We start from the raw sequence: 24,942 nt of genomic DNA, 5'->3' as shown, positions 1-24,942 counted from the left end.
GTTTTGATGTGAGTTCTTACTTTTCTCTTCCTTGTTTAATAGTTTCTATAAAGAACACGAGCTACACTGTCGATCAAAACACGTGCCACACTTTGTAAACATATGTATAAAGCTATTATTTAACAGTAGGTTACATGTTGATATATGTAACAGAGCACGACTGTAGTTCTTTCCCTTAAAAGAGATTGCACCATTCGGGTTTTCTTCTTCGACTTTGATTAAATTAAATCCTGCTTTAATCATGAACTCCATTGCGTGTTCAAATATCACGGTAATATAATAATGGTGAATGTTCGTATTTTTTACTAATATAGAAAAGTCCTTATAAATTTGCCTTCGCATGACATTTTCATTCGTTGCGTGTTGGCTGACGGCGAAGTATGAAGATGATTCGTTTATATTGAGAGGTTTAGATAACCTCAAATTTATATCGTTTAATGATAAGCTGTTATTTAGAATTCGGTTTACTTCGGCCTCTAAAACTCCTTCTCGAAAGAAAAAACCAATTTTATGCCCACATAATATGTCATTTAACGTATACTTAATCCCAACCGCTCGGTTGTTGACTATGTAATCAATGACATTTATTGAATTGAATGGATCTGAATTGTTTTTCTTAATTGGACTAAGCTTTCTATGGAAGTCAATAATTTGTTTTATGAAATCAATATCGTTTTCTTTAATTTTATGTTCGATATAACATTCTGAAAATTTATCTCCATACTTAATGTTGTTAATTAGAGCAATTGGACTGTTGTAACGACGATTTAAATATTTTTCCACATCAACGTCTTGAATGTTTTTTTCTTGAGCCTTTGCCAATAGGTTGACATATGGAAAGATGTCGGTCGTTAATGTCCTTAATATTTTAATTTGTCTGCGATTGCTAGGTAATACAATCCCTCTTTCCCAGCGGCTAATCGCGACCACATCGACGTGTACAAGTTCTGTGTTGAATAGATTTAACTTAACTGCAGTCTCTTGTTGTGAAAGCCCCATTTTTTTTCTCAGAAACCTCAAGTAGCCGCCAAAAAAATTATCAGTAGGTAATTCTGTTACAAACATAAAGTGATATACCAATAAAATAATGTGTTAATTAATGTAACTTTAACATGGGCACGTTAAGAGGGAGTAGGCATATAAAATTGCTGCAATTAGACATATGCCTACTCAATCCTAATTGATTTGCTGTTAGTTAGTATAAGTTCTGACGGTTGAAGTTAATTGAAAAGGGTCTGTAACTATGTATCGCATGCTAAAATTTAGCATGTAAAACTTCATTTCGTTGTTGGGTGCTAATCAATTGTCGTTTGTTTATGAGATAGTTAACATCGTGATTTTAAATTGAATTATTTAATCGATCCAAAGTTTAAGAACAGCGTAAAGTAACGACTTGCGCGATTTTAAATTAAGTTAAAAATGTATATGGAAAAGGCAGAGGTTTTAATGAAACTAAAAACGATAGCAATGTTAGTTATGAGTTGCGCAGCCACAGTTAATGTTAATGCGGCAGAAACGAAGGTTGAGCAATCTGGCTTTTGGGTGGGTGCTGCCGGAGGGATGGCATATAGTACGGACTCGGAAATTGCGGGGAACCAACGTAGCATCGAGGTGCTGAGTCCACGATTAGAAATAGGTTACGACTTCGGCCAAAACTTTGGTGTGTTCGGAAGTTATGATTATATGCATAACTTTGGAGACGCGAACCTCCATCTTGGGACATTGGGTTTGAAAGGTAATGTTTATTTCACTGATAACTTGTCACTGTTTGGTAAGATCGGTGCAACATACATCTATGCTAATGATAGTAAAATGATGGATGATAGTTATAGCGGTACTGTTGGTGTTGGTCTTGAATATCAACTAACTAATGCTGTTAGCACCAAGCTGGGTTATGACTATTACAATAAACTTGATATGAAGAATGGAGGAGCGATCGACTTTAACCAAGTGTATTGGGGCATGACATACAAGTTTGGCCAGCCGGCAACCCCGACAGTGGTAATAGAGGAGGTGAAAGTGCCAGTTGAAGTCGTGAAAGAAAGAGTCGAGGTATCACGTTCCACTTACGTTATCCCTTATCAAGTTGGTAAAGTTGGCATCAACGACTATGGCCGTTATAACCTAGAAGAAGTTATTACTTCAATGCAGGACAATCCAGAACTAACGGCGCATATAGTCGGGCGCACCGATTCTACTGGGTCAATAAAGACCAATCTACGTGTTTCAGATGAACGCGCAAAAAATGTTGCTCAATATCTATTGGATAATGGTATTGCCAGTGAGCGTATTGCTGTATCAGGTGTAGCAAACCAACAACCGCTTAGCGAAAACGCAGATGGTCAACTTGAGCGATCAGTTCAGGTGATTTTACAGCAACCGGAAATGTAGCGTTCAGAAAATTGTAACAGAAAGATTATTTCTTCTGTTTTATATTACAGAAAAACCCCGTTTTTTTAACGCAATGTTGATCAGATAAGGACCGGTTGACCGATCTTTCTGATGAGAGACAATCGGAAACCTGTTTATAGGTTTCCGATTTTTTATGTCTATTCAAAACTTCTTTGCCAACTTCCTCGAAGAAAACCCTGTTGATGTAGCTCAACTCACCACATTCTCTGAACACATTCCTTATGAGTGGGTCGCTAAAGCAGCCTCTCAGTCTGATAAAGCAACAATCCGTCGACGCCGATTACCGAGTGATATGGTTTTGTGGTTAATTGTTGGTATGGCTTTTTTCCGTAATGAACCCATTGCCGAAGTCGCACGGAGAATGAACGTCTGTGCTGATGGTCTTGCTGATGAAGAACTGTTGATAAAGAGTGCTTTAACCCAAGAAAGGCAGCGCTTGGAAAAAGCAGCATAAAAATGGCACTTTAAGCAATGTGGGAAAACATTGGGGGCTTGAGCGATACCCTGATGATACCTGGCAAGGCCTACAAGTTTTTGCTGTAGATGGTGCTCTTTTTTTAGAACAGTTGACACGCTCGAATTAAGAGAACATTTTGGCTCCGGTACTACGTCTAGCAATAGACAAACACCCCATCCAGTGTTGACGGTTGTGACTATGATGAATGTTCGCTCTCATGTCATCATTGATGCTGCAATAAGCCCGTATCGCCGAGGTGAAATTCCTCTAGCGATGCCCTTCATCAACGCTTTATCAGACAACTCTGTGACGTTACTGGATAAAGGGTTTTATGGAGCTGATTTACTACTTTCTCTTCAAAACAGTGGAATAAGTAGATACTGGCTTCTCCCTACAAAGAAAGGAGTCAAATACACCCTACTGGACGACAAAGAAAGCAGTGACATGCTTGTGGAGATGAAGACCTCACCGCAGGCTCGTAAGAAGAACCCTAATCTTCTTTAAAAATGGACAGTCAGGGAGTCCACTGACGAGGTCCAATGTAAATCCAAGACGGTGTTTACCTCTCTTCCTAGAGACAAGTACGACGCTCAATCCGTGGCAGAGCTTTATCACGAAAGGTGGGAGATCTAAATAGGTTATCGTGACATCAAGAGTTCGATGCAACATAACGCTTTAGTGTTGAGAAGCAAAACAGTCGAGCTCGTCTATCAAAAGCTATGGGGGCTGCTACTTGGTTATAACTTGGTGAGACGAGAAGCTAGCCAAGCTGTCGTTGAACACGCTTACTTACTTAATGAAATAAGCTTTAAGTATGCTTGCCAATTTATAGCCAATCAGCTCAAAGTGATGAGTAAAGCGGTATTTTTAGGTAACACACCGAAACGTTTAAAGAGCCTTCGAGGCGATTTGTCTATTGTCTTTATAGACAAACGCCCTAAGCCAAATCGGCCTAGGGCGGTAAAAATATCAAAAACCCGATACTCGGTTAATCGCAATGCAGCTCCTCTTAAGTGAACTACATTGCATTTTTTTAACGGGGTTTTTCTGTGATAGCGCAGCCTGCGACCGTGCAAAGTTAGATTGCACTCTTTAGATTAGATACGACATTAGTAAAAACTTAATCTTCGGTCATATTGTCCAGAGATTAGTTCGTAGTACAAGCGGCGGTGCTTTATTCCTATTACTTTATGAGTTGCCTCCTCCTCACATAGTAGGAAATTATCCACATACCGCCTTATTGCCATGCGATCATTTAAATTTAAGTGTGATAACTCAAGTTTCAAAAAATGCTCAGCATCACTTTGAGCTAGCCCTTTTTCTCTAAGTACTTCGAAAAGCAATGCGGTTAATGAACGATTGTGCATAATAACTCCAGTAGGTCAAAGGTGATTTTTGAATGTTACTTGAGCGACTGAAATAAAAATTAGCAATGTGATGATTCAAAAAGTTAGTAATGCCTAAAATCAAAAATCGTTGACGTTGTGGAAGCATTTGGATTCTAGCGCAGGGCGCGTTTTTTGAATTAACGCCGGTCAGAAAAGGTAACCAAGGGGATGATATTGAAGGGAAATCTCAGCTAGTGATTACTTTGTTGACAAGGCGGACGTGAACGAGGAAATAATTCGGCGTTAGGTAGGACATTAAGACAGAAAAACCAAAAGTATGAGCCTTAGTTGAAGATGATCTAACGGCTCAGAGTTGCCTCATTTGAAATGACTGAAAGCCATGGCCATCTTCTAAGAAGGCGGATTTTAACGTTGACTTTTTAATGATCGAGTTTTGGGTGTTATCTTGCGCTAATCTTTGGTGTTTTCATGGTGACACAATCGCATAAATGTTCGTTCAGGCTTCTGTTTTTGGGATTATTGAGCACAAAACGAGGAGTATGGCGTTCGGTTTCATGCAATAATTGAAGGATTTCTGATTGTGCTAAAAATTTTGCTGAGTCTATGCCGTACAGGCAAAATCGGTAATTTTGACTGCCAACTTTTATTAGCCCATGGTTGTCCGGAGTATTGTACGCTACTTTCTTTGCACCGATTTTTTCTAAGTAATCTACCGCCAGTTGATCGAATACATAAAAATAAAGCGTATGGATATTAGCGTGAATGGCTGCCAGATAAGCTATTAAGGTATTAACCAGCCAGTAGGCACTCTCTGTTTTCGCGTAACGAGTCATGGTGAAAAGAGCCATTGGTTTATTTTTTTGTAAGGAGTGATTTCTTTCTTCGGAACTGGAAGAAAAGGGGATGTATAATATTCTTTAACTTTTTCATCATCAAAAAAAAGCGACAACAAATGCCCATGTATGTCACCTGTATCACTGGCGATTAGTTTCTTGCTAAATATTTTGTTGTCATTTTGATAGTCAAGTAAATTAATGTTATGGCTTTGAAGACTCTTGTCGCCAATGTTATCGATAAAATTGGAGAGTTGTTCAATAGTTTCAGCATAATTTTTTTCCTCGAATAGTGGTAATATATCCATCGAAGAACCAATCGATTTTTTACTATATGAAGCTGAAAGGAGGGCGCTATGGGGATACTTAAAGCGTTTAGTGTTAATTTCCTCTAATTCGTTCTTTTGTTGTTCAATAGGATGCGAAAGTAAATAGGGTAGTAAATTATTTGTGAGGCTTCGTAAAATCTTAATCGAGCGTGTGAGATGTGGTTTCGTGGTACCTCTTTCCCAACGGCTGATGGAAACACCATCAATACCTAAAAACTCTTCGCCAAGCAAATTGATGTGAGTCGATAAATCCTTCTGAGTCATTGAGTTTGCGGTTCTCAACTGCTTTAAATATTCTTTAAACTCCATAAGCTACCTAACACTGCATAACGACAATAGTCTTATTATAAATAACTTTGTTGTAAAAATCGAATGTACTTTTGGCTTTGGAGTTATGGAAATCGCGATATGAATAAGACTTACAGCATGTAAAAGTAGACGTTGGTGTTATGCTTAGAAATAATATCTATACGGCGAACATCAAAAAAGCGGTCGACCCAGGCCTATCCGCTGTCCATTTGATGACTTATGATTTGGTTTCTTTGGTACTTGCGGGGTGGAAACCGCATAGCGAAACCCACAATATTGGTATAGTTATGGATTGGTATGTTTAAGGACTCGCTCAGGAGAAATCAGATGTGTTTGCGGCCCGTAGAGTGCCGTTCACTGGTTGCAAAGTGGGAGAAACACAGCATTTATTTACTGAATGCGGAGTCATAGCCAGAAACTATAAAGACAGTTCTGTTTCGTTAGTTTATGAAGAATTGTTTGATGCAATTAGGTGAGTTAACAACAGCAGCATCTGGTGTGATTCAACGTTTAATAACTTCTATAAATCAATAGGGACGGCATGAGACGATTCAAGTTGTTGCTTGACCTGTTCTCTTAAACTTTGATGGGAAGGATTGAGTTCATCGCGCTTGTGATACATAAATTTATAAGGAATCTGTTCGATCTCTATTGGGCACTCAAGGACCTGTAACTTGAGTGCCTTACTCCATTTCATCGCAAACGAACGAGAGACAACACCTAAGCAATCTCGCTGCGCAACGTACATTGCCATACCTGCTAACGATGACGTTACGATCTCTACATTTCGCTCCTGAATCGACTCTTTTGCGAGCTGTTCAAAGCCAGAAGTGTTATTCCATCTACCTGAAAACATACAGTGATTTTCGCGATAAAAATCTTCTCGGCTCAACGTCCGTTGGATTCTTGGGTGGCTTTGACGACAGATGATCATTGCAGGTTCATGGTAGGCGTTTTCAATCACGAAAGAGGAGTCTTTGGTAATGATGGTATCAATCACTAAGTCCATTTTTTGCTGACGAATTTGTTCAAATAACAAGTACTTTTCCGGTGGAGACTCATGGAAAACCACGTTTTCAATCGGATTTAAACTGTGGAGTAAGGTTTCTGAGCAGCAGACTTGAAAAGTGGTTCTTTCCGAAATGGCGTTGTCTACGATGCTCACTGCCTGACGAAACTGCGGCATGAGTTGATACGCGGTTGAAGTGGGGGCGATCCCTCGTCCTTGCTTGGCGAAAAGCTGCTTTCCTACCACTTGTTCGAGCCGTTTAATCGAAGCGCTCACCGCAGGTTGCGTAAGGCCTAAATGGACGGCCGCTTTGGTGTAGGACTGATACTCAGCCACCACCAAAAATGTTTGAATCAAGTTTAAGTCCATCTTGTTACTCATAAACAAAATTTAGGTATCAATGTATCTGAACTCTATTTATCCGTCAAATAATAAGTTTTACCATAATCATATCTTGGTATCTGATTTTCTACCAAGATTAGCAGCAACGGATTTATGGAGCCCTATTATGGCAAACCACGATAAAAAACGCGGCAAGAAGCTGGTATTAAACGCTTGTACGCTTGCGATCGGAGCGGCATCAGCGACCGCTTATTCGGCAGAACAGCCTAACATTCTCGTTATCTTTGGTGACGATGTCGGTTACTGGAACTTGAGTGCATATAACGGTGGCATGCTAGCTTATAGCACACCAAATATTGACAGCATTGCAAGAGACGGTGCTAAGTTTACGAACTTCTACGCTCAGCAAAGCTCAACGGCAGGTCGCTCTGCGTTCATCACGGGACAAATGCCAAAACGTACTGGCTTGTCTAAAGTAGGTTTGCCAGGAGCGAAAGAAGGGATTTCTGAGAAAGATCCAACTATTGCGACACTGCTACGTGATCTTGGTTACGCAACGGGTCAATTTGGTAAAAACCACCTTGGCGATCGCGATGAACACTTGCCGACTAACCACGGTTTCGACGAGTTCTTCGGCAACCTTTACCACTTAAATGCGGAAGAGGAGCCGGAGAACGTAGACTACCCACAAGATCCTGAATTTATGAAGAAGTTCGGTCCTCGTGGTGTGATCCACTCTTATGCGGATGGCAAGATTGAAGACACCGGCCCATTGACGCGCAAACGCATGGAGACGGTTGATGACGAGTTCCTAGATGAAGCTGAGAAGTTTATCGAGAAACAAGTCAAAGCCGACAAGCCGTTCTTTACGTGGTTTAATACCACGCGCATGCATAACTTCACGCACGTTCCAGACGACTACAAGGCAAAACAGGCGCAGGTTTCTACGCCGATGGTGTGAAGCAACACGATGACCAAATTGGTCACTTGCTAAATAAGATTAAAGAGCTGGGCGTCGATGACAACACTATCATTGTTTACACCACAGACAACGGCCCAATGATCAACTTGTGGCCAGATGCGGGTATGACGCCATTCCGAAGTGAGAAAAACACCGGCTGGGAAGGTGGCTTCCGCGTTCCAGCAGTGATCAAGTGGCCGGGTCATATCCAAGCAGGTACGACATTTAACGGCATTGTGTCTCTGGAAGATTTCTTACCAACATTGGTGGCTGCGGCGGGCAACAGCAACGTCAAAGAAGAGCTACTCAAAGGCAAGAAAGTGGGCGATACGAACTACAACGTTCACTTAGACGGTTACAACCAACTGCCATACCTAACAGGTAAAACGGACAAGTCTGCTCGTAACGAGTTTGTTTACTGGAGTGATGACGGCGATTTACTGGCTTTGCGTTACGGTAAATACAAATACCACTTCATGATCCAAGAGAACGAAACCGGTTTGGATATTTGGAAGAAACCATTTACCAAACTCCGTGTACCACAAATCTATGATTTGAGTATCGACCCATTTGAGCGTGGCGATACTGGTATGGGTTACGACCGTTGGATGTACGAACGTTCATTCTTGATGATGCCTGCGGTCGAAAAAGTAAAAGAGGTCATGGAAACCTTCAAAGAGTACCCGCCACGTATGGCACCGGGCTCGTTTGTTCCGAAGTAACTATTTGTCGACAGGGCCTAGTTATTGTCCTTAAATACAGCGCCCAACTTGGGCGCTAACTTTCTTCTGCTTTCGAGATCGTTCTTTATGAAAAAACAAACTCACATTCATACCACTCAAATGGCATTAACTCCCCTCAAAACGGCGTTTGCATCTAACAGTGAAAAAGTCGAACGACGTTTTCACGTGATGGCGAAACCGGGCGGGGCAAAATGCAATATCGATTGTCAGTACTGTTTTTATCTGCACAAAGATGAGCTACTCAATCAAGGTACTCAGCCAAAAATGGATGTTGCAACACTTGAGGCATTCATAAAGAGCTATATCGAAAGCCAGGACGGTGAGGAGATTGTGTTTTCTTGGCAGGGTGGTGAGCCAACACTGTTGGGATTGGATTACTTCAAAAAGATTGTCGAACTGCAGAACAAATACGCTAAACAAGGCGCTCGAATCGAAAACGACCTTCAAACCAATGGTTTGTTATTGAACGAGGCTTGGTGTCAGTTTCTGCATGACCATCGTTTTCTGGTTGGTCTATCGATAGATGGCCCTGAATTTATCCACGATAAATACCGTAAAACCCGAAGTGGCAAACCGACCTTTCAACGCGTCATGGAAGCCGTTGAACTGATGAAGCGTCATAATGTGTCATTCAATGCTTTGGTGACAGTAAACCGCTTCAACGCCAAATATCCGCTCGAAGTGTATCGCTTCCTCACTCAAGAACTCGGCGTCACTTATATCCAATTCACACCTTGTGTTGAACCTCGCACTTTCACTCAAACCGCTCCCCATTTCTGGAAAGAAAACATGTCGCCAAAACTTGGCAGCGAATTAGCAAAGCCGGGGCATTTGATGTCGGTTGTTACGGACTGGTCGGTCGATGCAGAAGAGTGGGGCGAGTTTCTGATTGCTGTATTTGAAGAGTGGGTGAACAACGACCTTGGCAGAGTCTTGGTAAACCTGTTCGAAACTGCTGTTGCGCAAGTGATGGAGATGCCTTCACAGTTGTGTGTTAGCGCAGAGTTCTGCGGCAAAGGTCTAGCGATTGAACACAATGGAGAAGTGTTTAGTTGTGATCACTACGTTTATCCGGAATACCAACTGGCAAACATTCATGATCGATCTCTGAATGAAATTGCTATCTCGACTCGTCAATACAGCTTTGGCATGGCGAAGAAGTCTTCTTTGCCGCAATACTGCCTTGATTGCCCGTATTTGAAGTATTGCTGGGGAGAATGCCCAAAAAATCGGCTACTTACCGCGCCTAATGGTGAGGCTGGTTTAAACTACTTGTGTCCGGGAATAAAAATGTTCTTTGACCATTCGTTGCCAATTCTGGTTGGCATATCAAGGTTAATAAAGTCTTACAACTCAGGTGAATATATCGAATATAACCTTTAGTTATTACTTTCAGTCTGATACTCAACTTTTAACGCTCAGGCTCCCGTAAACTCAATAGGTAGACTATGAACCACGCACAACAAGCCATTAATGAATTAATCGAACAAACTGAAAAAAGCGTCATTGGACAAAGCCATGTGGTTCAGGCTTTGGTGATAGGGTTGCTGACCAATGGTCACGTACTTTTAGAGGGCTTACCGGGAACGGCAAAAACGCGCTCGGTGAAGTCGCTTGCGAACCTACTTAACACCAGTTTTGGTCGTATTCAGTTTACTCCCGACTTATTACCTTCAGACGTGACGGGTACCGAAGTGTACCAAGAGTTGAATGGTAAGCCTCAACTCCACTTCCAACCGGGTCCAATCTTCAACAGCATTGTGTTGGCGGATGAGGTGAACCGTGCGCCAGCAAAAGTACAGGCAGCACTGCTAGAAGCTATGGCAGAAGGCACGATTACTGTGGGTGATAAGACGCACGTCTTGCCTGAGTTGTTTATGGTGCTTGCGACGCAAAACCCAATTGAACAAGAGGGTACTTACCCCTTGCCAGAAGCGCAGATGGACCGCTTCATCATGAAAGTGACCGTCGACTACCCAGAAGATGAAGCAGAGCGTGACATTATTCGCTTGGTGCGCAGCGAAGAGTTGGGTTCAGAAACCAGTAGCGAATTATTGGCGCCACAACACATTGAGCCAGAGCTTGTCATTGAGGCTCGACGCCAGTTACCAAACATTGCTGTTTCCGATTTAGTCGAGAACTACATCGTGGCGCTTGTGATGGCGACACGTAAACCAGAGCGTTACGCTGATTCCCAACTACAAAAATGGATCGAAATCGGCTCAAGTCCTCGTGCCTCTATTGCTTTAGACAAATGTGCGCGCGCTTATGCGTGGCTGCAAGGGCGTGACCATGTAACGCCTGATGATGTGCGTGCAATGGTGCCTTCGGCGCTGGGACATCGCTTCTCACTTTCTTACGATGCACTTGCCGATGGTGTTGATCATCAACGTGTGGTGCAAGAGTTGCTTGATTGTGTAGAAATCGGATAAGCAGGAGGGACTATGGCAAACCCAACGCTTGCTCCTCAATCCCAAGGACTCGACCCTCGTCTGTATTGCGATTACTCGCGCTTAGTACGTTTACAAGCGCAAGCCGAATCCTTCGGCCTGCTGCCTCATTTAAAAGCGGGCAGTGTTCTTTCTGGTCGTCATAACTCATCATTTCGCGGACGTGGTTTGAACTTTGAAGAACTGCGTCACTACCAGCTAGGGGACGACATCCGAAACCTAGATTGGAAAGTCACCATGCGCACAGGCAAGCCTCATGTGCGTAGTTACACTGAAGAAAAAGATCGCAATGTTATTGTCTGCGTAGACCAGCGCAGTGCGATGTTTTTTGCCTCAACCGAGGTCATGAAATCTGTGGTCGCTGCTGAAGTCGCTGCTATGTGTGGTTGGCGAGTATTGAAAGACGGTGACCGAGTCGGGTTTGTTATCGCCTCTGACTCTGCTCTATATCACAGCAAAGCCCAGCGTTCACAAAACGATTTGCTCGCTCAATTGAAACGACTGTCTCAAGCCAACCAGCGCTTAAATGTGGACTCGTTAGATTCAGACAAAGTGACGTTCAGTAAATGGATTGAGCTCATCAAACGGATGAAGCTAAAACAATCCACGCTGATTTTCATCAGTGATTGGCGCGATTGCGAAGAGCACCATCTTGATCACCTTAAGCAGCTTCAACAGCACAACGATGTTCTCGCAGTGATGGTAAGCGAGCCTTTAGAGCAGTCACTACCTCAAGATTTGGCGAAAGTGAAATGGGTGATTGGTGATGGTCGTTACCAGCTCAACCTAGACAGTAAAGCCAAAGTCGATGCTGCTAGCGCCAGTTTGGTTGAGAAAGCCCAGCTACAACGTCAATCACTTGCGCAACTCATGGCAATCAAAAAGCTGTCTCATATCGAAATCGATACAACAGGTGACCACATTACTCAATTCCAAAAACTCATTGGAGGTCGATAAATGACAGACTTACACACGCCTCCAAGCACGTTTATTTTGCGTGAGCTGCATGACGTCGCGGTGCCAGAAAGCGTCATCTGGATGCCACAAACCATAGGTTGGAAGATCCTTGCAATTGTCGGTGCGATTGTACTCATGTATGTCGGCTACCGATTTGCACATCATTGGTGGGATAACCGTTACCGCAAAGAAGCCATTGAAGCGATTTCTCGTTTGACCCCGGGTGACGTCAGCATGCCGAAAGCGCTGTTCTCGATTCTGAAAATCGTCTTGATCCATCTTGATAGCCGTCATGCTCGCTTGTTTGATACCGCGTTTCTACGCAAGTTAGATGAGCTTAACCCCAAGCATAAAATGTTTGATGACGAAGTCTCCAAACGATGGCTGCAAAGTATCGTTGACCCACGTGTTGAACTGGAGAAAACAGAGCGTTTACAACTTCTTGAACGCGCAACTGAGTGGGTGAAAGAGCACGATGAGTACGCTCAGAACATTGAAAAATGCACACTTGCCTACAAAGCGCGTGCATTAAAAGGAGGTCGCCATGGGTGATCTTCTTGCTTCATGGCTTGGCATGAGCAGTTTTGAATTTGAGCATCCGCTTTGGTTCATCATCTTGCCGCTGCCTTTAGTAGTGTATTTCCTCGTCCCAGCGTACCGCACCAAACAAATGGCCATCAAAGTGCCGTTCTTTAGTCAGCTTGTGGACGCCATTGGTGAAACCCCATCAGAAGGCGCAAGCCAACTCACTCCTAGTTGGTGGCAGCGTGCAACGCTCATCATCTCTTGGCTTTTGGTCGTGACCGCAATGGCAAAGCCAACAGTGCTTGGCGAGCCACAGGTACGTGAAAGCTTAGGCCGAGATGTTATGGTCGTTGTCGATTTGTCTGGCTCAATGGCAGAGCAAGACTTCACGTCCAAAACTGGTGAAAAGATCTCTCGTCTCGATGCAGCCAAAGAAGTTTTGAGTGACTTTGCCAAAACGCGCAAAGGCGACCGCTTAGGTTTGATCTTGTTCGGCGATGCGGCATTTGTGCAAACCCCATTCACACCAGACCAAAAAGTATGGTTAGAGCTGCTTAACCAAACGGATGTGGCGATGTCAGGACAGAGCACCCACTTAGGTGATGCAATGGGTTTGGCGATTAAGGTGTTTGAGCAAAGCGAAAAGTCGCGTACCGACGTAGAAGAGAGTAAAGAAAAAGTCGCCATTGTTCTAACGGATGGTAATGATACCGGAAGCTTCGTTGAGCCGATTGATGCGGCGAAAGTCGCGAAAGCCAAAGATGTACGCATCCACGTGATTGCAATGGGTGATCCACAAACCGTGGGTGAAACTGCACTAGATATGAATACGATCAAACGTATTGCGAAAGAGTCCGGTGGTGAGGCGTTTGAAGCGCTCAACCGTGACGAACTTGCTAAAGCCTATGATGAGATTGGTAAGTTAGAGCCACAGCTTTATGAAAGTACCACTTACCGTCCTAAGCAAAGTTTGCATCATTACTTAATGGCTTTGGTGGTTGCGATGTATTTAACCGCGTTCTCGTTGGCTACATTTAAGCGTCGTCGACTATCAGTGAACAGTGAAGCTTCTGCACAATCAGACAACGTAAAAGGAGAGCACCATGTTTGATTCTCCTTTCTCTAGCATGGGGCTAGAACAGTTTGTCACACAGTTCCATTTCATTCGTCCAATGTGGCTATTGGCGTTCATCCCGATGTTTCTTTTGCTTTGGTTAAGATGGCGAGAAGAATCCAAACCAAGCTGGAAAGACATTCTTCCTGAGCATTTACGTAAAGCATTAACGATTGGCGACTATGGTTGGCGAAAACAACTGCCGCTCAAGCTACTTATGGTGATAGTGGCGATTGCCATCATCATCTGTGCCGGACCTTCTTGGGAGCGCCAAGCTTCACTGTTTGGCGAAGACAAAGCCTCCATGCTGGTGGTGTTAGATAACAACGATTCGATGTTGCAAAAAGATCTTCCGCCAAGTCGTTTGGAACGTTCTAAGCAAAAGATCCGTGACCTCTTGGCCGCACGAAAAGGTGGCAGCACTGGGTTGGTTGTGTATGCGGGTTCTGCTCATGTCGCAATGCCTGTGACGCAGGACAGCAAAGTATTCGAACCGTTTCTAGCGGCGATAACACCAGAAATCATGCCAGTGGAAGGTAAACTTGCTGAAACGGCGTTGCCTTTGATTGACCAACAATTACAAGGCCAACCGGGTTCTACGGTTCTGTTGGTTACGGATGGCGTCAATCCTGCAACCATTACCGCTTACAAAAACTACTTTGCAGACAAGCCTTATCAATTGCTTATCTTGGCTGCGGGTAACTCGGACATTGTTTCTAACAACCCAGTCGACTTGGACTCGTTAAACAATCTTGCCAGCGCGACGGGTGGACGCCTTGTTGAAGTGACGGTAGATAACAGCGACATAGAGAAGCTGAATCGCTTTGTTGAGCGAAACATGCAACTCAATGGCGAATCATCCATGCCTTGGAAAGATATGGGCTATCAACTGCTGTTCCCAATTGCGCTCATCATGATGCTTTGGTTCCGCAAAGGCTGGCTAGTGCAATGGTGTGTGGTGGCGATGGTATCAACGTCTTTGTTTATGACGCCAAAAGCAATGGCGGAAACCGTCTCGCTCAAAGCGGATAAGCCTGAAGTGGTGCAAGAGGTAACCGTCTGGGATAAAGCGTCTCAATGGTGGTGGGATTTATGGCTCACCTCAAATCAGCAAGGACAGCGTTTGTTCAACAAAAACGAATACCTTGAGGCAGCAAAGCACTTTACGGATCCGTTGCGTAAAGGGACAGCTTATTACTACGCAGGCGAATACAAACTGGCTCATACCGCTTTCTTGGAGATGCAAAACGATCCTTCAGATGCGGTAAAAGACTATGGCTTGTACAACGCTGCGAGTGCGTTGGCGCGTCAACGTGAGTACTTGGCCGCGCGTAATTTGTTGCAAACACTGACAGACAAAGACACCTTGAGTGAGCAATTGCGACCAGACGTCGAGCACAACCTAAAAGTCATTGGTGGCATTGTCGAAGAGATAAACCGCACCAGTGAAAGCCAAGCGGGGACAACAGATGGACCCGAAGAGTCGTTTGAGCTGGGTGACAACCCGCAAACGGCAGATGGGGCAGACGAAAAAACCGCTGCTGAATTAATGCTGAAAGAGAAACTCAATGCGAACGAAATCCTTGGTAGCCAAGAACTGGCGGATAAGTGGTTAAAACGCGTAGAGGCCGATCCTAAGTACTTCTTGCGCGCTAAATTCCAAATTCAACTGCGTGAGCCCGTGAAAACGGAGCTGCAGGCACAACTACAACAAGAAGAGGAGCAAGTACAATGATGAATGCATTCAAACTTGGCGCTGACTCCGTGGTTGGGCGTTTAAGCACTATCTTGATGATGTTTACTTTGCTTTTTACTGGTTTGGCGAACGCACAAGATATTCAAGACTTGCAGCGCAGCAATGATGTCGAACTATTAGCATGGGTTGGTAAGCAGGGAGCAGGGGCCGATACGAAGGAAGCCCCTAAGTTCAGTGTGAATGAGCAGGTGATCTTGTACATCGAAGTCGCAACGCCTCGTTGGTTCACTGGTGGTACACGCATTGGCAGCGTAGAGATCCCTAACGTGATTGCAAAGCAGCGTAACCAATTAGCAACCAACTATACCGAGCGTAAAGGGGGACAAACGTGGTCTCGTCAACGTTGGGAAATAACTTTGTATCCGCAAGCCTCAGGGCAGTTTGTGATTCCACCTGTCGCCGTGGGTGTGCAAGTTTCTGCGCCTGATGGTTCGAAAGTGGCTGGTACACTTTATACGCAGCCAATTAAGTTCGAAGCGTCTATGCCCTCTGGTTTGCTAAGTGATGACTCAGCATGGTTTACCGCGACTAAGGTGAGTGTGGATCAGAAATGGACAACGTCTAATGATGAGCTGAAAGTCGGTGATGCAATCACTCGCACCATAACGATCAATGCACAAGACAGTTTGTCAGTGTTACTTCCAGACTTGTTATCCAATGATTCTACTGCCAGCTATCAAGCGTATCCTCAACCAAACCGCTTAGACGATAAGCAAACACGTGGCGATTACCAATCGAGTCGAATAGAAGAAAGCGTGTATGTGATCCAACAGGGCGGTGAGTTTACGTTGCCGGAACACAAGTTCCAATGGTGGAATAGCAAGAGTAAAAAGCTAGAAACGGTAGTGATTGAGGGTAAGACCTTCAAAGCCAAGCATACATTTAAATCCTTTGTTAGAGCTTATTCTGGCTGGTTGATTGGCAGCGCAATGACGCTATTTGTTCTCGTTATCGCCGCCTTGAGCATTCACCGTTATTATCGTTCTCGTCCTACGCCGCCATGGTTAGTGTTCAGACGAATGGTGAAAGCGAATCGATGGGGCGCTGCTCGAGCAAGCTTGTATAAGCAGCTGAGAAGCAACACAGGTGGTCTTGAAATGAGTAAAGCCAGTGACACTGACGTTTGGCAGAAGCGTTCACAGCGCCTACAAGAGGGGCAGGAGGACGCAACCTTGATGAATGCGCTTTGGAAAGGGATACAAGCACTGAAGCCAAAACGCCTTAAGTGGGCGATACCTAAGGCTTTGCCGCAACTCGATAAACAGACAAGTAATCAGAAATAAAAACGAAAAAGGACGCTGATTCACAAGCCATTACGCTTTTGTGGTGCTGTGATTGACTTCTCTCTTAGACAACTCATAAAGGCTATAAAACCTAGTATTTTCTGGTCTTTTCTCTATGTATCATATACTCATGTTGCTATTTTAGAGGGTGCATTATGGCCAATTTGGTTGAGTTAGGATTAGAGCTTATCGATTTCTATAAATCGGAAGGGTTATTCTCGAAAAGCCAAGCAATATCAAACGACGTTCATGGGGCTGCTGACTAATGAGCGAACCTCTGTTGGACAATGAGTTATCATACTTACGCTAGTTAGTAGTTTTATAGTGAGGCTTTGGTTTGTTGACTCTTATTGATTAATATAGGCTTATCTTTTTTGACATTCTGATGTGATAGTTAGACATGCAAAAAAAACTCCATAACAGCACTGGCATTGAAACTTCCAATCTTTTCTGTATGTTATATGTCTCTCAAAGAAAGTTCTAGTTATACGAGCTACCAAGCATAGTTTATTACACTCAGGACAAATTCTTTCAAGTACCATACTAAACCTTCATATCACTGATGCAAACTGGGTGATTTATCAATCACGTCTTTAGTGTACTGTGAAAAAGCGATGGAAGTGTTAGCATAAGAATTCTAGATTATTTGGATGTGCTAATTGCAACTACTGATGTTTATGTATAAGTTTGTTCACAGTTAGCCTTGCGAGGATCATTTTGAACTAGTGAGGGGCGTTGTTGCCGAATTAAGCGAAAAGGCGAACGCTAGCTAAATCGTTCGCATTTTAAACAATATACTGAGTTTCGGGCATACCTATCCCAGTTAACTTGTTGAGTGCTTTGATCATGGCGTAAGTCTCACCAACTTGTGCGTTGTAATTTCGAAGCGTGAGTGAAGCGCCTAGTAATTGTTTTACGCGATACATCGCGGTCTCCGACAATGACCGCTTGTGGTAACCCTATTTCTGTTTCCACTTTTTGTTCGAGCCATAAAGCTTTTGGCAGCCAACTGCCAGATTACGTGGATGTCCTTTTTCCCAGAAAGCTGCACCCTCACGTGGAGGGATTATAGGTGTTGCTTTCTTAACCTCAATCGCTCTGTGTCACTCTCTTGTATCATATGCACCATCTCCCGAGATTTCCTTGATGGTTCGGCGTGTTTGTTTGAAAAGGCTGGGGAGCACTTCCGCATCGGTCACACCTGATAGTGTCAGCTCTGCGGCGATAATTTCATGTGTATCTGTATCAACGGCAAGATGGAGTTTACGCCAGACTCGACGCTTGCCATCCGTTCCATGCTTTTTCACTTTCCATTCTCCCTCACCGTATACCTTGAGCCCAGTTGCATCAATGGCTAGGTGTTGGATGGCGCCTCGTGTTGAGGCTTTGAAATTCACTTGTACATCCTTGGCTCGGCGGCTTATACAGGCATAGTGAGGACAAACCAATGGGATGTTCGCCAGTCTAAAAACAGAGTCGATAAAATCTTGTAGTGCCCTTAAGGGCAAGGAGAAGATATGCTTCACCATGAGAGCGGCCGTGATAGCTAAGTCACTAAACAATCGTGGTCTACTACGCTTGTGCTGTTTAGATTGCTTCCATTCGGTTATTGCTTCTTCGTCAATCTGAACCTCGATTGACTAGGGAGTTGTTGTACTTGCGCCAGTTGGTGGTTTTATAGTGAGGCTTCGGCATGAAATCAGAGTCAGTGAATGAATGTCCCTGATCTGATCGTAAGATTCTGATTTAGTTCATTCGATTTCGGCAACATATATGGACGCACCTCAGGATGCAATGGCTAATTCAATGATACGGTCGCTAACATATATCCGACGTCTTTCTAGGTCGATAATAGACCTGTTCTCCACCAAACGTATACGGACACTGCGTATTGCTTTGAGGTCTTGGTGTTCAACAGACTTAATAGTAACGAAGTGAATGTCAGGTCTAGAATTGGCTTCACAAATGGCTCTTGTATCATTAGCATCGTTCTTTTGTCGCCCAACAAATGGCTTTACTTGTTGAGCTGGAATAAGAGCTACTGTATATCCTAGTTCTTGAAATATTCTGCCCTAATGGTGAGAAGTAGCACATGAATCCATGGCAAGAGCAGTTCGCTCTGGTAGTTGGCGGACAGTATCGAGAAGTTTATCTCGCTTTACCTTTCTGTTTGATAAAATCTGTTCATTTGTACCCAGTACGCATACTTGGAAGAGGCTTTTCGCTATATCAATACCGACAACTTTAATAGACATACTTGTTACTCCTGCACTCAATGGTTGTACTATTAGTTTGGTACAACGACGCTAGAAGGGAGGTGCGTCCATCACATCAAAGCCCTACATCGACCACAAATACCGCTACGCGGGTCTAGCAGGATGAGGGGAATGATCATTTTTGATCTTCAGTAACTAACCGCGCCGATTAACTATGTTAAAAAAATCAGATCTATCGAGCGGCTTGGTGCTTCGCTTGCACTACGTGCGTTGTTTATCCCTGAGGGGCTTTGTTTTGTATTTGAAGTGAGTTCAGAGTGTGCGCTTCTGGGCGCAAATCAAAGGGGTATTACGCACATTTTGAAAGAGATGATTTGAATTTGCAGCACGAATGATGAGAACTATTTGATTGTTATCTGAATAATGAACTTGTTTATGATAGATTTTTGTATGGATACACAGTATAACTTTTTCAGCTTTATCTTCGAGAGAGGAAAGTTTCATATGGCACTTAAACCCGGTCCCAAGCTTTCAAGTAAATAGTAAAAATCCACGTGCAGAGCAGGTGGATTTTTACTGACGGCTGAATACAATAATAAACGGATAACAAATCATAAGTTATCTTTTAGCCATTGAGAATCGCAATTCACATTTCTCCAAGCTGCCTCACCACTTAAGCAAGCTACAAACAAACCATCATCATCGTCCATAACATCACGCAAATGGTTTCTAATCTCTACAGCTGAATTACTGGTTTTGATAACCCAACTGGACTCCAAGACATGCGCCCACTTGCTATAAGACTTTATTACGTCGTAAAGAGATTGATAATCCTTCTTATTTCTTAAATCGTAATTAATAATGTACGCTTTCATGTTTCACCTTTTTAGTAAATACCACTTCCTCTTATAGAACTTGGTACGATGAGACCTAACTACAATAGACGTAGTTCAACAATCTAAAAAATGCTCTCTAAAAAGGCAGGACTTCAGATGGTCCATTCTTAACGCCATGGACAGCGCTGTATACGACCTCATGTCGCACGTCCCATTCTTTGCTTGATTCGCTAGCAACCCCACTAGTACGCGTACTTTTTGACATATTTTATTCAATGAACTCTATCCCTAGTGCTCTTGTTGATAACAATGACTAATTATTTCGCTTAGCAACTGATTTAAAGGGCTATGCCGTTTCGTCTGTAAACAATAAAACGAGTAAGCGATATCAAACCTGATCTCTTGTGGGTAAGGAATAACAGTAAAATCTTCAGATAAATATCTCGTCGGGCACTGTATGGCGACTCGCGTTTTGGTTGCTATATCGAGCGCTGAAGCCAGCTTGTCGACTCGGACAGTGTGAGAAATATGCTCTCTGTATTCCTTGGGGAGGATGTCTGTAAATCGATAGTTCAAGTCGTTCCATCCAGGAACGTCTATAAATACAAATGGTATGTCTTTAACGCTACTCCAACTGCCAACATCGTGCTTTTTATGCACAGCGATAACCATCTGGTCAACTTTAAGTGTCTTTTGATAGAAATCTTTGGAATAGTGTTCATTCTGAAGGTGAATGCCACAATCTATTTTCCCTTGGTTAATGTCTTTTAAACTGTCCGGGCTCCAGGAAATAAAGCTAAATTTTGCCTGAGGAAAGTGCTCAGCGAGTTTTGGGTAAAGTAGCGATACCATGCGGTCATATTCGGCGTCGGCAATCGCAATGCAGATACGCTTATGATACAGATGCGGTTGGAACTCAATTGGTTTATTTATAATCGAGATTAACTGCGTATAAGCCAGTTCGAGCTCTGGAAAAATTTGGCTCAAATAGTAGGTGGGTTTAAAACCTGACTGTGTTTTGATAAAGAGCTCATCAGCAAACTCCTTTCGCAGTTTGCTGATGTCTTTACTTATGGCGCTTTCTGATTTTCCGAGTATTTTCGCAACCGTGCGCATATTGCGATGTGTTTTCAATAAAATCAGCACGTTCAGCAGGTTAAGGTTTACATTGTTTTCCATTTTGTCACATCTGGCATTCTTTGCGTGATAGTTTGTCATAGTCTACACTAAGCTCGTCTTTTTTACTTAGTTGGGTTCCATCTATGACCTTGGAAATGCAAATTTTTAATGATATTGATTCACCAAAGTTACAGCTCCCTAAACTCAATAATGATGTTTACCGATTTCACGCCGTTTCTAAGCCGTCAGCGTCGCGCTGCAATTTAGATTGCAGTTACTGCTTCTATCTACATAAAGAGTCTCTTTTAGAACAACCATCGCATGCGGGTATGAGTGATGAAATGCTTGCACTCTACATTAAGCAGTATATTGAAGCGCAAACGGGTGAAGAGGTGGTCTTTACCTGGCAAGGTGGTGAGCCGACGTTAATGGGCTTGCCCTTTTTTGAAAAAGTCATCGCGATACAAAACAAATTTAAGAAACCAGATCAAGCCATTCTGAACGATCTACAAACCAACGGTATTTTGCTCAACGACAACTGGTGCCAGTTCCTGAAACAGCATCAGTTTTTAGTCGGCATTTCAATTGATGGTCCAAAACATCTTCACGACATACATCGCGTAAACCGAGCAGGCAAATCATCGTTTGATAAGGTGATGGAGGCGATAGCTTTACTGAAAAAATACCAGATCACCTTCAATGCTCTGTGCGTTGTGAATCAGGACAATGGCGCATTTCCGCTTGAGGTTTACCGCTTTCTTCGGGACGAAGTTCAACCACAGTTCATTCAGTTCATTCCTTGTGCTGAACCCAAAGACTTTACCCAGACAGCCCCAAATAAGTGGCGTTCTCAAGATCTTATCCAGATTGGAAACAAGAATCTTTTTCCGGATGAAGACGAGACTTACCTGACGCATTGGTCAGTAGGAGCTACACAATGGGGAACCTTCTTGACTGCCGTCTGGGATGAATGGTTGAAGAACGATTTTGGTCATGTTTTCGTGGATCAATTCGAAAACGTTATCTCGCAAATATTGGGCTTCGGTGCCCAAAAGTGTGTATCCGCTGAGTTCTGTGGAAAGGCGGTTGCCGTTGAGCACAATGGCGACTTGTATTCTTGTGATCACTTTGTTTATCCGGAATACAAGCTCGGAAATATTGCTGAAACGCATATGGGCGACCTCGTCTTTTCGGCCAAACAACAAGCTTTCGGCAAGTCTAAAACCGAAAATTTACCTTCAGATTGCCGCCAGTGCTTTTTCCTCTCGCTTTGCTACGGTGAATGCCCTAAAAACCGGTTCACCAAAACAGCAGCAGGCGAAGAGGGACTCAATTATCTGTGTTCGGGGTTAAAAAAATTCTACAGCAAAGTCGTTAATAGCCAGACGATTCTACAACAACGTTTACGTGCTTAAGGAACTGTAATGAAAACGAAAATAAAGCCGATAGTCGCGGTAACCAGTTTACTGCTTTCATCAGCAGGTTACGCTGCGCCTGTCCATTCTGTCGATAGAACGGTTTTACCGATTCAACAGGCTACTGAATTTAGTGGAAAAATTGGTAAAAGCTATGAGCAGTCGAAGTCAGATTACCCTCAACCGATTAAAGCGCCAGAAGGTGCGCCAAACGTTGTAGTTATCCTGTTGGATGATTTAGGTTTCGGTCAGGCTGGTCGCTTTGGTGGTTTAATCCCAACCCCGAATATGGATAAGCTGGCAGCGCGTGGTGTGACTTACAATAACTTCCATACTACGGGTATCAGTTCACCGACGCGTGCGGCATTATTGACGGGGCGTAACCACCACCAGGTCGGCTTTGGTACCATCTCTGAGCTTTCTACGGGCTTCCCTGGTTATAATTCTATCTGGCCAAAATCCGTCGCAAGCATCGCTGAAGTACTGACACAGAATGGCTATAGCACAAGTGCTTTTGGTAAGTGGCACAACACGCCTGACTGGGAAACATCGCCATCAGGACCATTCCATCAGTGGCCTACTGGATTGGGTTTCCAACATTTCTATGGTTTCCAGGGCGGTGAGACAAGTCAGTGGGAGCCACAGTTGTTTAATGACACGACACCTGTGGAGCCAGCGAAAACACCTGAAGAAGGCTATCATCTCAATAACGATTTGGTGGATAAAGCGATTGGGTGGATCGACCAACAGAAATCGATTAATCCAGATAAGCCATATTTTACATACTTTGCCCCGGGTGCGGTTCACGCACCTTTACATGCGCCTCAAGAGTGGATTGATAAGTTCAAAGGCAAATTCGATACGGGCTGGGATCAATATCGGGAAGAAGTCTTTGCTCGTCAGAAAGAGATGGGGATCATTCCTGATAATACTAAGCTGACGCCTCGTCCGAAAGAGATCGAAGCATGGGATAGCTTAAGCGCAGATCAGAAGAAATTGTATGCCCGCCATATGGAAGTGTTCGCTGGATTCTTAGCTTATACCGATTATGAAATAGGGCGTTTAATCGATAAAATTGAAAGCATGCCAGATGCTGATAACACCGTGATCATGTATATTGCTGGTGATAACGGAGGTAGCGCAGAAGGTACTCCTACAGGTACCACCAATAACATGATGACACAAAACGGTGTGCCAGATACTGTTGAGTCTCAGCTGAAATATATGGATGAGTTAGGTAATAAGCTGCACGAAAACCACTATCCGGTAGGCTGGGCTTGGGCGGGTTCGACTCCTTTCCAATGGATGAAACGTGTCCCTTCGCACTTTGGTGGTACTCGTAATGGTATGATTGTTTCATGGCCAGCGAAAATTAAGAATACGGGCACGATTCAAAACCAGTTCCACCATGTGGTCGATATTACACCAACTATCCTTGAAGCGGCTAACCTACCAGCACCGAAAATGGTAAACGGAGTAGAGCAGAAGGAAATGGCGGGTACGAGTATGATGTACTCGTTTAATAATCCAACCGCTAAGTCACATCGTACCGTTCAATATTTTGAAACAGGCGGTCACCGAGCAATTTATAAAGATGGCTGGGTAGCGGCTGCATTCCACGGTGTGCCTTGGCAGTTAAGTGGTTCGCGTGGTTTTGAAAACTCGACGTGGGAACTGTATAACGTCGAAAAGGATTTCTCTCAAGCGGAAGACTTATCTGAGCAAATACCAGATAAATTGGCGGAAATGATTGAAGAGTTTGACCACCAAGCAGAAATCAACGAAGTCTATCCACTGGATGACCGATTTGCAGAGCGAGCAGCGACGCCAGATCGTCCGTCTTTAACCAGTGGTAAAACCAAGTTTAGCTACACAGCAAGTGTGACTCGTGTACCTGAAGGTTCTGCGCCACCTGTGTATCAGCGCGACCACCGAATTGACGCTTATGTAAATATTGCTAAAGGTCAGAAAGCTGATGGTGTCCTAATGGCAATGGGAGGAAGCGCTGCTGGGCTTTCATTCTACGTGGATAACGGCAGGTTGGTGTATGGCTACAACTTCTTCGGCAAAGGCTATTATACTATTGAGTCCGACTCTGCTATTCCTGCCGGTGACGTAAAACTGTCGGCAGTGTATAAGCAAGAACCGTTTAAATACTTGCTGGATTTCAATGGCGGCAGCGTTGATTTATACATCAATGATAAAAAAGTCGGTTCAGGTAAAGTTGAACAGGCAGTGCCAGTTCGATTCTCTGCAACAGAAACTTTAGATATTGGCGTGGACCTTGGCGCACCAGTCATGCCGGATTACGCTGAAAAAGTACCATTTAAGTTTGGCGGTACAATCCAAAAAGTTGATTTAGAAGTGGCTCCAACACAACCGATAATCAAGTAATTCTTATCAAAATGAACAATGCCAACCGCCCTGGCTGGCATTTTTGGGGTCATGGCAAACTCAGAAGATTTATGGATGTTTCAGATACGAGTACTAAGCAACAGGATACTTAAACTAATTAATAATTTTCTAA

17 protein-coding genes and 4 pseudogenes are annotated in these 24,942 nt (G+C 43.7%); 12 read left to right on the top strand and 9 right to left on the bottom strand.

Annotated features, from left to right (window positions below):
• Window positions 1–45 precede the first annotated feature (45 nt).
• Window positions 46–1,065 (bottom strand): helix-turn-helix domain-containing protein, encoded by a 1,020-nt coding sequence (locus AC6I8Y_RS19660; protein WP_498022786.1) that lies wholly within the window; start codon window positions 1,063–1,065, stop codon window positions 46–48.
• Window positions 1,066–1,425: 360 nt separating this feature from the next.
• Between AC6I8Y_RS19660 and AC6I8Y_RS19655 the strand changes: the two genes are divergently transcribed.
• Window positions 1,426–2,391 (top strand): OmpA family protein, encoded by a 966-nt coding sequence (locus AC6I8Y_RS19655; RefSeq protein WP_498022785.1) that lies wholly within the window; start codon window positions 1,426–1,428, stop codon window positions 2,389–2,391.
• Window positions 2,392–2,545: 154 nt separating this feature from the next.
• Window positions 2,546–3,886, top strand: a pseudogene (locus AC6I8Y_RS19650) (IS4 family transposase).
• Window positions 3,887–3,978: 92 nt separating this feature from the next.
• Here the strand turns inward: AC6I8Y_RS19650 and AC6I8Y_RS19645 are convergent.
• From AC6I8Y_RS19645 to AC6I8Y_RS19630, 4 genes are all read right to left on the bottom strand, one after another.
• Entirely contained in the window at window positions 3,979–4,236 is a 258-nt protein-coding gene (locus tag AC6I8Y_RS19645; RefSeq protein ID WP_498022784.1) for a hypothetical protein, read from the bottom strand.
• Window positions 4,237–4,658: 422 nt separating this feature from the next.
• A complete protein-coding gene (locus tag AC6I8Y_RS19640) occupies window positions 4,659–5,066 on the bottom strand; it encodes a hypothetical protein (protein WP_498022782.1) in 408 nt (135 codons plus the stop codon).
• Window positions 5,048–5,689 carry a helix-turn-helix transcriptional regulator gene (locus tag AC6I8Y_RS19635; RefSeq protein ID WP_498022780.1) on the bottom strand — a complete coding sequence of 214 codons (642 nt, stop codon included), beginning with the start codon at window positions 5,687–5,689 and terminating at the stop codon, window positions 5,048–5,050. Before AC6I8Y_RS19635 ends, AC6I8Y_RS19640 begins: the two co-directional genes overlap by 19 nt.
• Before the next feature lie 520 nt (window positions 5,690–6,209).
• Window positions 6,210–7,079, bottom strand: coding sequence for a LysR family transcriptional regulator (locus AC6I8Y_RS19630; protein WP_498022778.1), 870 nt, complete (start codon window positions 7,077–7,079; stop codon window positions 6,210–6,212).
• Between the two features lie 19 nt (window positions 7,080–7,098).
• Between AC6I8Y_RS19630 and AC6I8Y_RS19625 the strand changes: the two are divergent.
• From AC6I8Y_RS19625 to AC6I8Y_RS19590, 8 genes and pseudogenes are all read left to right on the top strand, one after another.
• A pseudogene (locus tag AC6I8Y_RS19625) lies at window positions 7,099–8,723 on the top strand (arylsulfatase).
• Between the two features lie 87 nt (window positions 8,724–8,810).
• Window positions 8,811–10,127: an anaerobic sulfatase maturase gene (locus AC6I8Y_RS19620; protein ID WP_498022776.1), complete on the top strand. Its 1,317-nt coding sequence runs from the start codon at window positions 8,811–8,813 to the stop codon at window positions 10,125–10,127.
• 65 nt (window positions 10,128–10,192) lie between these two features.
• Window positions 10,193–11,176: an AAA family ATPase gene (locus AC6I8Y_RS19615; RefSeq protein ID WP_498022774.1), complete on the top strand. Its 984-nt coding sequence runs from the start codon at window positions 10,193–10,195 to the stop codon at window positions 11,174–11,176.
• Between the two features lie 12 nt (window positions 11,177–11,188).
• Window positions 11,189–12,151, top strand: a complete 963-nt coding sequence (locus tag AC6I8Y_RS19610; protein WP_498022772.1) for a DUF58 domain-containing protein — start codon at window positions 11,189–11,191, stop codon at window positions 12,149–12,151.
• Window positions 12,152–12,703, top strand: a complete 552-nt coding sequence (locus AC6I8Y_RS19605; RefSeq protein ID WP_498022771.1) for a DUF4381 domain-containing protein — start codon at window positions 12,152–12,154, stop codon at window positions 12,701–12,703.
• Window positions 12,696–13,787 carry a vWA domain-containing protein gene (locus AC6I8Y_RS19600; protein WP_498022769.1) on the top strand — a complete coding sequence of 364 codons (1,092 nt, stop codon included), beginning with the start codon at window positions 12,696–12,698 and terminating at the stop codon, window positions 13,785–13,787. Before AC6I8Y_RS19605 ends, AC6I8Y_RS19600 begins: the two co-directional genes overlap by 8 nt.
• Window positions 13,780–15,525 (top strand): vWA domain-containing protein, encoded by a 1,746-nt coding sequence (locus tag AC6I8Y_RS19595; protein WP_498022767.1) that lies wholly within the window; start codon window positions 13,780–13,782, stop codon window positions 15,523–15,525. The genes AC6I8Y_RS19600 and AC6I8Y_RS19595 overlap by 8 nt, the downstream gene beginning before the upstream one ends.
• On the top strand, window positions 15,522–16,829 hold the full coding sequence (locus AC6I8Y_RS19590; RefSeq protein WP_498022765.1) for a BatD family protein: 1,308 nt from the start codon (window positions 15,522–15,524) through the stop codon (window positions 16,827–16,829). Before AC6I8Y_RS19595 ends, AC6I8Y_RS19590 begins: the two co-directional genes overlap by 4 nt.
• A gap of 785 nt (window positions 16,830–17,614) precedes the next feature.
• On the opposite strand, the pseudogene AC6I8Y_RS19585 reads toward AC6I8Y_RS19590, so the two are convergent.
• The 4 genes and pseudogenes from AC6I8Y_RS19585 to AC6I8Y_RS19570 all read right to left on the bottom strand — a co-directional run bounded on the left by AC6I8Y_RS19585 (window position 17,615) and on the right by AC6I8Y_RS19570 (window position 21,060).
• Window positions 17,615–18,524 (bottom strand): annotated as a pseudogene (locus AC6I8Y_RS19585) (IS5 family transposase).
• Between the two features lie 152 nt (window positions 18,525–18,676).
• Window positions 18,677–19,084: pseudogene (locus AC6I8Y_RS19580) on the bottom strand (IS110 family transposase); the annotation flags it as partial.
• A gap of 572 nt (window positions 19,085–19,656) precedes the next feature.
• The gene (locus tag AC6I8Y_RS19575; RefSeq protein ID WP_498022764.1) at window positions 19,657–19,920 is read right to left on the bottom strand and encodes a hypothetical protein; all 264 of its coding nucleotides are present in this window, start codon (window positions 19,918–19,920) and stop codon (window positions 19,657–19,659) included.
• 249 nt (window positions 19,921–20,169) lie between these two features.
• Window positions 20,170–21,060, bottom strand: a complete 891-nt coding sequence (locus tag AC6I8Y_RS19570; RefSeq protein ID WP_498022762.1) for a LysR family transcriptional regulator — start codon at window positions 21,058–21,060, stop codon at window positions 20,170–20,172.
• Between the two features lie 83 nt (window positions 21,061–21,143).
• Between AC6I8Y_RS19570 and AC6I8Y_RS19565 the strand changes: the two genes are divergently transcribed.
• A complete protein-coding gene (locus tag AC6I8Y_RS19565) occupies window positions 21,144–22,415 on the top strand; it encodes an anaerobic sulfatase maturase (protein WP_498022760.1) in 1,272 nt (423 codons plus the stop codon).
• 9 nt (window positions 22,416–22,424) lie between these two features.
• Complete coding sequence (locus AC6I8Y_RS19560) at window positions 22,425–24,809, top strand: arylsulfatase (RefSeq protein ID WP_498022759.1); 2,385 nt, start codon at window positions 22,425–22,427, stop codon at window positions 24,807–24,809.
• Window positions 24,810–24,942 lie beyond the last annotated feature (133 nt).

The organism is Vibrio sp. KUL78 (assembly GCF_059725505.1).
The sequence above is the reverse complement of the archived record's forward strand: the minus strand, read 5'-3'. Positions and strand labels throughout refer to the sequence as shown.

Coding starts and splice junctions, on each gene's coding strand:
- AC6I8Y_RS19600 (WP_498022769.1), top strand. CDS start 12,696: ATGGGTGATCTTCTTGCTTCATGGCTTGGCATGAGCAGTTTTGAATTT.
- AC6I8Y_RS19655 (WP_498022785.1), top strand. CDS start 1,426: ATGGAAAAGGCAGAGGTTTTAATGAAACTAAAAACGATAGCAATGTTA.
- AC6I8Y_RS19645 (WP_498022784.1), bottom strand. CDS start 4,236: ATGCACAATCGTTCATTAACCGCATTGCTTTTCGAAGTACTTAGAGAA.
- AC6I8Y_RS19565 (WP_498022760.1), top strand. CDS start 21,144: ATGACCTTGGAAATGCAAATTTTTAATGATATTGATTCACCAAAGTTA.
- AC6I8Y_RS19595 (WP_498022767.1), top strand. CDS start 13,780: ATGTTTGATTCTCCTTTCTCTAGCATGGGGCTAGAACAGTTTGTCACA.
- AC6I8Y_RS19610 (WP_498022772.1), top strand. CDS start 11,189: ATGGCAAACCCAACGCTTGCTCCTCAATCCCAAGGACTCGACCCTCGT.
- AC6I8Y_RS19605 (WP_498022771.1), top strand. CDS start 12,152: ATGACAGACTTACACACGCCTCCAAGCACGTTTATTTTGCGTGAGCTG.
- AC6I8Y_RS19630 (WP_498022778.1), bottom strand. CDS start 7,079: ATGAGTAACAAGATGGACTTAAACTTGATTCAAACATTTTTGGTGGTG.
- AC6I8Y_RS19570 (WP_498022762.1), bottom strand. CDS start 21,060: ATGGAAAACAATGTAAACCTTAACCTGCTGAACGTGCTGATTTTATTG.
- AC6I8Y_RS19635 (WP_498022780.1), bottom strand. CDS start 5,689: ATGGAGTTTAAAGAATATTTAAAGCAGTTGAGAACCGCAAACTCAATG.
- AC6I8Y_RS19575 (WP_498022764.1), bottom strand. CDS start 19,920: ATGAAAGCGTACATTATTAATTACGATTTAAGAAATAAGAAGGATTAT.
- AC6I8Y_RS19660 (WP_498022786.1), bottom strand. CDS start 1,065: ATGTTTGTAACAGAATTACCTACTGATAATTTTTTTGGCGGCTACTTG.
- AC6I8Y_RS19560 (WP_498022759.1), top strand. CDS start 22,425: ATGAAAACGAAAATAAAGCCGATAGTCGCGGTAACCAGTTTACTGCTT.
- AC6I8Y_RS19590 (WP_498022765.1), top strand. CDS start 15,522: ATGATGAATGCATTCAAACTTGGCGCTGACTCCGTGGTTGGGCGTTTA.
- AC6I8Y_RS19615 (WP_498022774.1), top strand. CDS start 10,193: ATGAACCACGCACAACAAGCCATTAATGAATTAATCGAACAAACTGAA.
- AC6I8Y_RS19620 (WP_498022776.1), top strand. CDS start 8,811: ATGAAAAAACAAACTCACATTCATACCACTCAAATGGCATTAACTCCC.
- AC6I8Y_RS19640 (WP_498022782.1), bottom strand. CDS start 5,066: ATGGCTCTTTTCACCATGACTCGTTACGCGAAAACAGAGAGTGCCTAC.